Genomic DNA, 8223 nt, shown 5'->3' with positions numbered 1-8223 from the left:
TCCTCCGACGACATTCCCTCCCCTAACCCCTCCCGCGAGCGGGAGGGGCGTTAGAGATCGAAGAAGGAACGAACAGAAATGGCAACGACCGCCGCAGACGTCATCAAGCGCATCAAGGACGAAGAGATCGAGTGGGTCGACCTGCGCTTCACCGATCCCAAGGGCAAGTGGCAGCACCTGACCATGGTTGCCAGCGTGATGGGCGAAGACGAGTGGACCGACGGCCTGATGTTCGACGGCTCGTCGATCGAAGGCTGGAAGGCGATCAACGAATCCGACATGATCCTGAAGCCGGATCTGGACGCCGTTTACACCGATCCGTTCTCTGCCACGCCGATGCTGATCGTGTTCTGCGACATCCTCGAGCCGTCGACCGGCGAGGGCTATGCCCGTGACCCGCGCACCACCGCGAAGCGCGCCGAGGCTTATGTCGCCTCCACCGGCATCGGCGACACCGTCTATGTCGGCCCGGAAGCCGAATTCTTCATGTTCGACAACGTGCAGTTCGACACGAACTACGCCGAGTCCTACTTCAAGATCGATGATATCGAGCTGCCGACCAACACCGGTCGGGAGTATGAGGGCGGTAACCTCGCCCACCGCCCGCGCGCCAAGGGCGGTTATTTCCCCGTCGCGCCGGTCGACAGCGCAGTCGACATCCGCGGCGAGATGGTCTCGACGATGATCGAGATGGGCCTGCCGTGCGACAAGCATCACCATGAGGTGGCCGCGGCGCAGCACGAGCTCGGCCTCACCTTCGGCACGCTGACCACCACCGCCGATCGCATGCAGATCTACAAGTATGTCGTGCATCAGGTCGCGCATGCCTATGGCAAGTCGGCGACCTTCATGCCCAAGCCGATCAAGGAAGATAACGGCTCGGGCATGCACACCCACTTCTCGATCTGGGATGGCAAGAACCCGCTGTTCGCCGGCAACGGCTATGCCGGGCTCAGCGACATGTGCCTGTATTTCATCGGCGGCATCATCAAGCACGCTAAGGCGATCAACGCCTTCACCAATCCGACCACCAACAGCTACAAGCGGCTGGTGCCGGGTTACGAGGCGCCGGTGCTGCTCGCCTATTCGAGCCGCAACCGTTCGGCATCGTGCCGCATCCCGTATGGCACGGGCGCCAAGTCGAAGCGCGTCGAGGTGCGCTTCCCGGATGCGATGGCGAACCCATATCTCGCTTATGCCGCGCTGCTGATGGCCGGCCTCGATGGCATCCAGAACAAGATCCATCCGGGCGAGGCGATGGACAAGAACCTGTACGATCTGCCCCCGGCCGAGCTCGCCGAAGTGCCGACCGTCGCCGGTTCGCTCCGCGAGGCGCTGGACAGCCTGCTGGCCGATCACGACTTCCTCTTGAAGGGTGACGTGTTCACCAAGGATCAGATCGAGGCTTATGTCGAACTGAAGTGGAGCGAGGTCGCCCGTTGGGAAATGACCCCGAGCCCGGTCGAATTCGACATGTACTACAGCGCCTGAGCGCGCCGCGCCGACACGTGCTGCGGCGGCCGACGGTCCGTTGCGCCGGCGCTGTCGGCCGGCCCCCGGGACGGCGAGGCGTGATGGCTCGTCCTTAGCGCCTGGCCAGGCAGGTGGTCGAAAGACGGCCTTGCTGCGGTAGAATGACGAGAGGGCGTCCGGTGAAATCCGGGCGCCCTCTTCTTTTGGCAACCCTGTGGTGACGGCAATGCGCTCGACGACCGGCTCGCGACGGCTAGAGTGACGGCATGTTCAATGACACGTCGACGCCGCTCTCACTTCTCGCCACACGCCGATCAGGAAAGCCCCGCGATCTTTCGGCACCCGGGCCGGACCACGCCCAACTTGCCGAAATGTGCGCCATCGCCTGCCGCACGCCCGATCATGGGAAGCTAGCGCCCTGGCGGTTCGTGATCGTCGAGGCGGAGCAGCGCGCCGATTTCGGGGCACTTCTGCTCGACGCCTACACCGCCGAACGCCCGGAGGCGAAGCGGCTGGAACTGGAGGCGATCGAACAGTTCGCCCATCAGGCACCCGCACTGGTGGTGGCGCTGTCGTCGCCGCGGACGGATAGCCAGATCCCGCTGTGGGAGCAGGAACTGTCGACCGGGGCCGCCTGCATGAACCTGCTGCATGCAGCCCATGCGATGGGATTCGCCGGCGGTTGGCTGACGACCTGGGCCGCCTTTAACGATCAAGTTCGCGATGCGTTTGGTGCTGCGCCTGAGCGGATCGCCGGATTCATCTTCATCGGCACGCCATCGCGACCGCTGGAGGAGCGTCCGCGGCCGGATCTCGGAACGGCCATTCAAACCTGGCGGCGGTGACGGCTTAGCTGCGGCCAGCAAACATGAAGGCGGCGGCACCGATCAGGCAGGCGAATGCGCCAGCGTGACGCCAGCTCAACTGTTCGCCAAGAACAAGGACCGCGAAGGCGCCGAACACCAGCAGTGTGATGACCTCCTGCGCCACCTTCAACTGCCCTCCCGTCCAGCCGCTGGCATAGCCGAGCCGATTGGCCGGCACGGCGAAGCAATATTCGACCAGCGCAATGCCCCAGCTCAGCAGAATGACATTGGGCAGCGGCTTCGCCATCCCGCCTTTCAGGTGCCAGTACCAAGCGATGGTCATGAAGACGTTGGAGACGAGGAGCAGGGCGATCGTCGGCATCCAGCCGGTGTAGGCGCTGCGGGCAGTTGGTGACAGCCTGTTGATCCGGACGCGTCGCCGCTGCGGGCGGGTGCGGTCATCGTGATTTGTGTACCGGCGATTGCCGGTGCCCGCGCGCTATCTGCTTACGACAAGGCGCGGCATTCGGTCGGCGCAAAGCGGGGCCGGGAGAAGGTGGCCCGATCGCCCTTGCCGCGAAGATCATAGCCATGGCCGGCGTAGTGAATGCCCGAGCCGACCGGCTGCCCCTCAAGTTGAACACTGATCGACGGGAGCGAGATGACAGCGGTGTTCGCGCGATTGTCGAAGCGGGCCGCGAATTCGGTGCCGTTCTCACATCGATAGCGGACGGAGATCTGGTCGGCGGTATCTGATCGGGCGGGGCGAGGACGAAGGCCGGATTCGTGGATTCGCCAGCTGCGCTGCCGCTCAGTCGCGCCGTCGATCGGCCCGGTACGATGCAACGTTACCGGTCCCGCCATCGTGAACGGGCTTCCATCGTGCAAGGTGCCGGCAGCCGTGACGGGGAAGGTAACGTAGCGCTGGCCGGCGCCCGCATCGACCCGGCCCGGTGAACCGATCTCCGCGTCGAAGCTACGGTATTTGGCGAAGCTTTGGGCAAAAGCCTCGCGCGACATGCCCGACGCAGCTCCGTCGCGATCCCATAAATTCCAAGCTTCCTTGTACCGGCGCTCGCCGATCAACCGGAAATAGCCACGCAGCGTTGTCGCTGCAGACTTCCGATCCTCGTCCTCAGGGAGTGCCGCGCCTTGACCGGCGGGGCCGGGGGGCGGCAGCGGATCCGTTCGGACCGCGCTTTCAGCGGGTGATTGCGGCCGGGCCGGCGAGGACTGAACCGGCGCTTGCGGCGCGGACGAGCTGGTGTCGCGATGATTGCCGATCGCGTCGCGTGCGGCCTGCGCCGCATCCGCTATGTCGACCTCATCGGAAGGCTGCCGGGGCGAGCAGGCCGGACATAGCAGAACCATGGCCGCCCCGAGATGCAGCGCCTGTGCCTGATTAGGAATTGAGCGCGATGTCATCAGGATCATCGAGGTCCTCGTCATCATCGACGGTCCCGTCGTCGAACTCGTCCTGGACTTCATCCTCGGCGATGTCGTCTTCGTCCTGATCGGCGTCATCGTCCTGTTCCGCGACTTCGTCGTCGCGCATCACAAGCTCGTCTTCCTCCACATCGTCGATGTCCTCGATGTCGAGATCCGGATCGAGATCGGTGATGATGGTGCCGTCGCCCGGACCATCCCTGGTTGCTTCCAGGATCTCCGCGCGCTGGCTTTCGTCGTAGCCGTCCTCATCATAGCCGTGGTCGTCTGCGCCGTGGCTGGTCACCTGATGGCCGCCCATGATCGTTCCTCCTGATCGTGCGCTTTCGAACGGATGCACACCGCGCCCGGTTCCGGCTGATGCGCCGAACAAATGGACGGCAAGCGCCGGCATGTGGGGAATTTCGGCCACACTGGCGGGGTTAGCGCCGCGCGCTTATGTAGCGATCATTCCGCTATTCCATGAAGGCGTTAGTGATGCTTGATACCCCGTTGGCGAAGGTGCCGACGCTGAGCCTGGCCGATCAGGCCCACGATCCCGACCGGTTCGCCGCAGATCTGGGCGGCTCGTTTCGCCGTTTCGGTTTTGCCATCGTCGCCGACCACGGCATCCCGCAGGAGCTGATCGCGCGCGCCTGGTCTCAGACCGAGGCATTGTTCGCGCTCCCCGATGAAGAAAAGCGTGGCTATTTCATCGAAGGAGCAGGCGGCGCGCGTGGGTACACGCCGTTCAAGACCGAGATTGCGAAGGACGCCAAGCACGTCGACCTAAAGGAATTCTGGCACGTCGGGCGCGAGCTGCCGAGCGGCCATCATTACGAAAGCGAGATGCCGGCGAACGTCTGGCCGGCGCGACCCGAGGGGTTCAAGGACACGTTCATTGAACTGTTCCGCGCCTTTGACACGGCCGGCGACAAGCTCCTTTCCGCCATCGCTCGCCACCTTGGCCTGACACCGAACTGGTTCGATCCCGCGGTGAAGGACGGCAATTCGGTTCTTCGCCTGCTTCACTACCCGCCGATTCCGGCCGATGCGGAGGGCGTGCGCGCCGGTGCGCACGAGGATATCAACCTGATCACCCTGCTGCTTGGTGCCGAGGAGTCGGGCCTTGAACTGCTCGATCGCGATTCGGGTACCTGGCTGGCGATCAAGCCGCCGGAAGGCGCGATGGTGGTGAATGTCGGCGACATGCTGCAACGGCTGACCAACCATGTCCTGCCGTCGACCACACATCGTGTGGTCAATCCGCCGCCCGAGCGGCGCGGGCATTCTCGCTATTCCATGCCCTTCTTCCTGCATCCGGCGCCCGACTTCATGATCGAGACGCTGCAGCAGACAATCACGACGGAAAACCCGAACCGCTATCCAACGCCGATCACGGCAAACGGCTACCTTCACGAGCGTCTGGTGGAAATCGGCCTGATCAAGAAGTGATCTGGAGGCGGGGCAGCGATGCCCCGCCTTTTCCGCAGAAGCATCCGCAGAGTGGTTGCTCCTGCTCGCAGCCCCGCCGGTTAGCGGCTGGCGAGGAAAGTCTTCAGGTCACCCTTGGTGGCGCCATTCGCCGCCGCCGTCAGTTGCGCATCGCTGCGCGGCGCCATCATGTCACCGGCATAGGCCATGTCGGTCACCTCTACCGTGGCGCCCATCTCCGTCGCGGCGAACAGCTTCTTGGCAAAGCTGGCAGGCACGCGAATGCACCCGTGCGAGGCGGGGAAGCCCGGGTTCTTGCCGGCGTGAATGGCGATGCCGTCCCAGGTCAGCCGCTGCATGTAGGGCATGGGGGCGTCGTCGTAGAGATTGGACCGGTGCATCTGCTTCTTCTGCAGGATGCTGAAGATGCCAACGGGCGTTTCCTTGCCTTCCTTGCCGGTCGACACGGTGGAAACCGCCACCAGCATATCGCCGCGGTACACATAAGCCTTCTGATCCGGGATGCTGATCAGGATGCTGACCGGGCCGGCCGCTGCATCATGTTCCCAGAGATATTGGCCAGGCGTGAGGCTTGCCGCAGCCTCCACGAGCGCAACGCCCGATGCGTTGCCGATTACGGAAGGCGTTGACGTTTCCGCCAAAGCCGGCATAGATGTGAAGGCTGCCAATCCTAGGGCAGCCGGCAGCATCGCGCGAATCATGCGCATGGTGCGACCCCTTTCGATGTGGGGGCCCGAGATCATCGGGCCGTCGCATCATAAACGCGTTTCCTGCTATTTGGTGCCATGCGATGAACCGCGTCATACGCGCGGTGGATTGGCCGCGTTCGTCGGCGGTTTGCGGGAAACAGCAGAGATTGTTCACCTTTTTCCTGCTATAAGCGTGCCATACCGGGAACGGGGATTTCAAAATCGATGGCGAAATTGGGTGAAACGGCGCCGACGCGTCGTGGCTTGCTGAAGACTGCTGGCGCGCTGGCCGGCGCGATGATCATTCCGGATGCCGTGTCCGCCGCGATGCGCACGGCCGATGCGCGTCCGCGTGCCCTGACCCCGTCCGACATGGCGCCGGTACGCCCTGCGCCACGCATCGTGCCGACTTCACCGCGGGTGGTGCGCCCTGAACTGATGCGTCAGGCGCTTGCCGCGCTGGAGCGCCATGGCGACAGCATCAAGCTGCGCGACCGCATCGTCATCGCCGATTTCTCCGCGCCGTCATCGCAGCGTCGTTTCCACTTCATCGATCTCATCAGCGGCAAGAGCGTGTCGAAGCTCGTGGCGCATGGCAGCGGATCGGATCCGGGGCATACCGGCTATCTCCAGCGCTTCTCCAACCTTAACGGTTCGAACGCCTCGTGCGAAGGCGCCTTCCTCGCGGACAATTATTACGTCGGCAAGCATGGCAAGTCGCAGCGGCTGATCGGCCTGGACCACACGAACAACAATGCGCTGGCGCGCGCCATCGTGGTCCACGGGGCATGGTATTCGAACGAGGACATGCTGCGCACGCATGGCCGTCTGGGCCGCAGCCAGGGCTGCTTCGCGGTCGGTGAGCGCGAACTAGCGGAGGTGTTCGACCGTCTGGGTCAGGGCCGGATGATCTACGCGGCAAAGGTGTAAGCCGAACATGTGATCTGGGCGCGGCCGATCGGCCGCGCCCTAGATGTCAGGCAAGAGTGAGGGTTGCCCGCGGTAGAGCGCCGTTTCGGGCCGCCTTACCTCGTTCGACTTGAGCCCGTCGAACCCATGTTCTGGGTCACTGGCCTAAAACGTTCGATGGGAGCGTACGTCGCGGTTCCCACAGAACGACGATCGCTTCATGGCTTGGTTTGGCGGCGATCATATTCGGCCAGTTCATAGGCGATCGAGGCTTCGACCAGATCATCCCACAATTGCGCGATGGCCTGTTCCGGCAGGCCCGCAGCGGCGGCATGGGCGCGAGCATTGGCGATGACCTGCGCCTTGCGTGCCTCGTCCCGGACCTGGCCGCGTTCCGGTTTGATGCGGGCGGCGGCATCCATATAATCGAAGCGGCGGCGCAGCAGGGCAACCAATTCGCGATCAAGCGCGTCGACGCCGGCGCGTACTTCGGCCATGGTGGTGCAGTCTGGTCCGGGAAGGATCGTCATGTGGGCGCCTTGACGGGGCGGGCCGCGGCTGTCCAGCCTTGAGAATGGCGGGGGCGGTGTCCCGTTCGTGGTGTATAAGGCTTGGGGTGGCGCTTGATAGCTCCGCTCCTTGACTCAGAACCGTCACTCGGCTAGGCGCGCCCCTTCGCGATCGCCCCTGCATCCCGGTGAAGCAGGAGGCCTGGCCGCCATCAGGCGGCCGGTGCGATACCGGGACCAACGTTGTTAGCAAATCGAAGGAAAGACGATGTCGAAGCGCCATAGCGCCAAGCACAAGCTCGACCGCCGTTTGGGCGAAAACATCTGGGGTCGCCCGAAGAGCCCGGTCAACAAGCGTGAGTACGGCCCCGGCCAGCACGGCCAGCGCCGCAAGGGCAAGGTGTCGGACTTCGGCATCCAGCTGCGCGCCAAGCAGAAGCTGAAGGGCTATTACGGCGACGTCACCGAGAAGCAGTTCCGCCACTGCTATGACGAGGCGGCCCGGATGAAGGGCGATACCTCGCAGAACCTGATCGGCCTGCTCGAGCGTCGCCTCGACATGATCGTGTATCGCGCAAAGTTCGCGCCGACGATCTTCGCCGCGCGCCAGCTCGTCAGCCACGGCCACGTCTACGTCAACGGCGTGAAGTGCAACATCGCGTCGCGTCGTTGTGCGGTGAACGACGAGATCACGCTGGGCAAGAAGGCGCAGGAGATGGCGCTGGTGCTCGAAGCGCAGAACCTCGCCGAGCGCGACGTGCCGGACTATGTGGTTCAGGACGGCAACACCAAGGTGACCTTCATCCGCGTGCCCACGCTGGACGAAGTGCCTTATCCGGTGAAGATGGAACCGAACCTGGTGGTCGAGTTCTACAGCCGCTGACCTGATGCTCCGCCTTCGGCCGGGGCTTCACCGCCGCAGCGAGTTAACAAGAAAGGGCGGTCCGTTCGGGCCGC

10 protein-coding genes are annotated in these 8223 nt (G+C 63.9%); 5 read left to right on the top strand and 5 right to left on the bottom strand.

What is annotated here, in order from left to right:
• The first annotated feature begins 78 nt into the window (after positions 1–78).
• Both glnA and AX702_RS19570 read left to right on the top strand, forming a co-directional pair.
• Entirely contained in the window at positions 79–1491 is a 1413-nt protein-coding gene (gene glnA / locus AX702_RS19575) for a type I glutamate--ammonia ligase (protein ID WP_066782062.1), read from the top strand.
• A 248-nt stretch (positions 1492–1739) separates the two neighbouring features.
• Entirely contained in the window at positions 1740–2318 is a 579-nt protein-coding gene (locus tag AX702_RS19570; RefSeq protein ID WP_066782061.1) for a nitroreductase family protein, read from the top strand.
• A 4-nt stretch (positions 2319–2322) separates the two neighbouring features.
• Here the strand turns inward: AX702_RS19570 and AX702_RS19565 are convergent, their stop codons facing one another.
• From AX702_RS19565 to AX702_RS19555, 3 genes are all read right to left on the bottom strand, one after another.
• Positions 2323–2661 carry a DMT family protein gene (locus AX702_RS19565; protein ID WP_066782060.1) on the bottom strand — a complete coding sequence of 113 codons (339 nt, stop codon included), beginning with the start codon at positions 2659–2661 and terminating at the stop codon, positions 2323–2325.
• Positions 2662–2786: 125 nt separating this feature from the next.
• Positions 2787–3713, bottom strand: coding sequence for an MliC family protein (locus tag AX702_RS19560; RefSeq protein WP_197420691.1), 927 nt, complete (start codon positions 3711–3713; stop codon positions 2787–2789).
• Positions 3682–4026 (bottom strand): DNA primase, encoded by a 345-nt coding sequence (locus AX702_RS19555; RefSeq protein WP_066782066.1) that lies wholly within the window; start codon positions 4024–4026, stop codon positions 3682–3684. Before AX702_RS19555 ends, AX702_RS19560 begins: the two co-directional genes overlap by 32 nt.
• Positions 4027–4202: 176 nt before the next feature.
• Here AX702_RS19555 and AX702_RS19550 point away from each other — a divergent pair, with 176 nt between their 5' ends.
• Positions 4203–5159 (top strand): isopenicillin N synthase family dioxygenase, encoded by a 957-nt coding sequence (locus AX702_RS19550; RefSeq protein ID WP_066782065.1) that lies wholly within the window; start codon positions 4203–4205, stop codon positions 5157–5159.
• Between the two features lie 80 nt (positions 5160–5239).
• Here the strand turns inward: AX702_RS19550 and AX702_RS19545 are convergent, their stop codons facing one another.
• A complete protein-coding gene (locus AX702_RS19545; protein ID WP_371262911.1) occupies positions 5240–5866 on the bottom strand; it encodes a L,D-transpeptidase family protein in 627 nt (208 codons plus the stop codon).
• Between the two features lie 207 nt (positions 5867–6073).
• Here AX702_RS19545 and AX702_RS19540 point away from each other — a divergent pair, with 207 nt between their 5' ends.
• A complete protein-coding gene (locus AX702_RS19540; protein WP_066782057.1) occupies positions 6074–6778 on the top strand; it encodes a murein L,D-transpeptidase catalytic domain family protein in 705 nt (234 codons plus the stop codon).
• Between the two features lie 197 nt (positions 6779–6975).
• Here AX702_RS19540 and AX702_RS19535 read toward each other — a convergent pair whose 3' ends face one another.
• Positions 6976–7287: a chorismate mutase gene (locus tag AX702_RS19535; RefSeq protein ID WP_066782056.1), complete on the bottom strand. Its 312-nt coding sequence runs from the start codon at positions 7285–7287 to the stop codon at positions 6976–6978.
• Between the two features lie 247 nt (positions 7288–7534).
• Between AX702_RS19535 and rpsD the strand changes: the two genes are divergently transcribed.
• Positions 7535–8149, top strand: coding sequence for a 30S ribosomal protein S4 (gene rpsD / locus AX702_RS19530; RefSeq protein WP_066782055.1), 615 nt, complete (start codon positions 7535–7537; stop codon positions 8147–8149).
• The last annotated feature ends 74 nt before the right edge of the window (positions 8150–8223 follow it).

The sequence above is a fragment of the Sphingomonas sp. CCH5-D11 genome (assembly GCF_001557395.1).
Lineage (GTDB): Bacteria > Pseudomonadota > Alphaproteobacteria > Sphingomonadales > Sphingomonadaceae > Sphingomonas.
The sequence above is the reverse complement of the archived record's forward strand: the minus strand, read 5'-3'. Positions and strand labels throughout refer to the sequence as shown.